Annotated in this window: 2 protein-coding genes and 1 pseudogene; all 3 read right to left on the bottom strand. The window is 69.9% G+C overall.

Annotated elements, in window-relative coordinates:
- The coding region (locus AC27KI_RS23435; RefSeq protein ID WP_487116117.1) for a M20/M25/M40 family metallo-hydrolase at positions 1-437 on the bottom strand (437 nt) is incomplete at its 3' end.
- Between the two features lie 62 nt (positions 438-499).
- Positions 500-1204 (bottom strand): ABC transporter ATP-binding protein, encoded by a 705-nt coding sequence (locus AC27KI_RS23430; protein ID WP_317359827.1) that lies wholly within the window; start codon positions 1202-1204, stop codon positions 500-502.
- A pseudogene (locus AC27KI_RS23425) lies at positions 1201-1975 on the bottom strand (ABC transporter ATP-binding protein). The gene AC27KI_RS23430 and the pseudogene AC27KI_RS23425 overlap by 4 nt, the downstream one beginning before the upstream one ends.
- Positions 1976-2096: the final 121 nt, after the last annotated feature.

Raw genomic sequence — 2096 nt, 5'->3', positions numbered from 1 at the left:
GAGCCCATCATCACGGGCACGAAGCGCGAGCCTTCCTCATTGGTCCACACCGCCACCTCGATCGGCGCCTCGGTGGCGATGCCCGCATCGTTCAGGCTGCGCACCACCTCCAGGCCGGCCAGCACGCCGTAGTTGCCATCGAACTTGCCCCCCGTGGGCTGCGTGTCGATGTGGCTGCCGGTCATCACCGGGGGCAGGGCATCGTTGCGGCCCGCGCGGCGCGCGAACAGATTGCCGATGGCGTCGATGCGCACGCTGCAGCCGGCCTCGCGCGCCCAGCGCACGAAGAGGTCGCGGCCTTCGCCGTCCAGCGCGGTGAGCGCCAGCCGGCACACGCCGCCCTTGGGCGTGGCGCCGATGCGGGCCAGGTCCATCAGCGATTGCCACAGGCGCGCGCCGTTCACGCGGGGTTGCAGGGCAGGGGAGAGGGTCTTCATGTCCACGGTGGTGATCCTGAAAGAGAAAGCAGAAGCAGAAAGCCGGTTTCGAACAAGGGGGCTCAGGCCAGGCCCACGCCCAGGTAGCGGTCCTTGGTGGCCTCGTCGGCCAGGAACGCGGCGTTGCCGGCCTCGTGCACGATGGCGCCCTGCTCGATGATGTAGTGGCGGTCGGCCAGCTGGGTGCAGACCTCCAGGTTCTGCTCCACCAGCAGGATGGCCACGCCGGCGGCCTTGATGGCTTGGAGCTGGGCCACGATCTCCTCGACGATCACAGGGGCCAGGCCCTCCACGGGCTCGTCGAGCATGAGCAGGCGCGGCGCGTTCATCAGCGCGCGGCCAATGGCCAGCATCTGCTGCTCGCCGCCCGACAGCTGCCCGCCGCCGTTGCGGCGCCGCTCCTTGAGGCGTGGAAAGATGCGGTAGATGTCGGCCAGTTGCCAGGGCGACTGCTTGCGCAGGCCCAGCAGCAGGTTCTCTTCCACCGTGAGCAGCCGGAAGATGCCCCGGTGCTCCGGCACCAGGCACACGCCCCGCTGGGCGATGCGGTGCGCGGGCAGGCCCTGCACGTCGTCGCCCATGCAGCGCACGCGCCCCTGGCTGGGCGGCACCACGCCGCAGATGGCCTTGAGCGTGGTGGTCTTGCCCGCGCCGTTGCGCCCGAGCAGCGTGACCAGTTCGCCATCGTTCACGTGCAGGTCCACGCCCTGCAGCACATGGCTCTTGCCGTAGTGGGCGTGCAGCCCTTCGATCTGCAGGATCGTCATGCCTTGCCTCCGGTGATCATGTTGCCCAGATAGGCGCTGCGCACCCGCTCGTCGCTGCGGATGGCGTGCGGGTGCCCCTCCGCCAGCACGCGGCCCTGCTGCATCACGGTGACGGTGTCGGAGATGTCCATGACGATGTTCATGTTGTGCTCGATGAGCACCACGGTGTGCTCGTCCTTGAGGCCCTGGATCAGGCGCTTCATCTCGTCCAGGTCGTCGATGCCCATGCCCGAGGTGGGTTCGTCCAGAAAGATCGCCTTCGGCCCCGCCGCCAGCGCCATGCCCACCTCCAGCCGCCGCTGCTGGCCGTGCGAGAGGTTGCCGACCGGCGTGTCCGCATGGCGCTCCAGGCCGAGGCGTGCCAGCACGCTGGCCACCACGTCGGCGCGGGAGCGAGGGCCCACGGGCGCGCTCCAGCAGTTCAGGGCCTGCGCGGGCGCGGTGCCCTGCGCGGCCAGGCGCAGGTTCTCGCGCACGGGCAGGGTCAGGAACAGGCTGGTGACCTGGAACGAGCGGGCCATGCCGCGCTGCACGCGCCGGTGGTCGGGCTCGCGCGTCACGTCGTGCCCGTCGAACACGATGCGCCCGCCGCTCACGCCCTTGGTGCCGGTGAGCATGTGAAACAGCGTGGTCTTGCCCGCGCCGTCGGGGCCGATCACCGAATGCACGGTGTTCGCGCGCACCTTCAAGTCCACGCCCGAGAGCCGCGGCGAACTTGTCATAGCGCTTTTCCACGCCGATGGCTTCCAGCAGGATGGGTGCGGCGGTCATGCTTTGTCTCCCGTGCCGGCGGTGGTGGCGTTCGCGCCGCCCCGAAGGCCGCGCAGGCGCCCCCATGCGGATTCCAGCAGGCCCCAAAGGCCGCGCTGCATGCCCAGGCTCACCGCCATCA

Source organism: Acidovorax sp. KPB24-03 (assembly GCF_057546605.1).
The sequence above is the reverse complement of the archived record's forward strand: the minus strand, read 5'-3'. Positions and strand labels throughout refer to the sequence as shown.

What these genes read in the sequence shown, in the direction of transcription:
- AC27KI_RS23430 (WP_317359827.1), bottom strand. Translation starts at nt 1,204, where the DNA reads ATGACGATCCTGCAGATCGAAGGGCTGCACGCCCACTACGGCAAGAGC.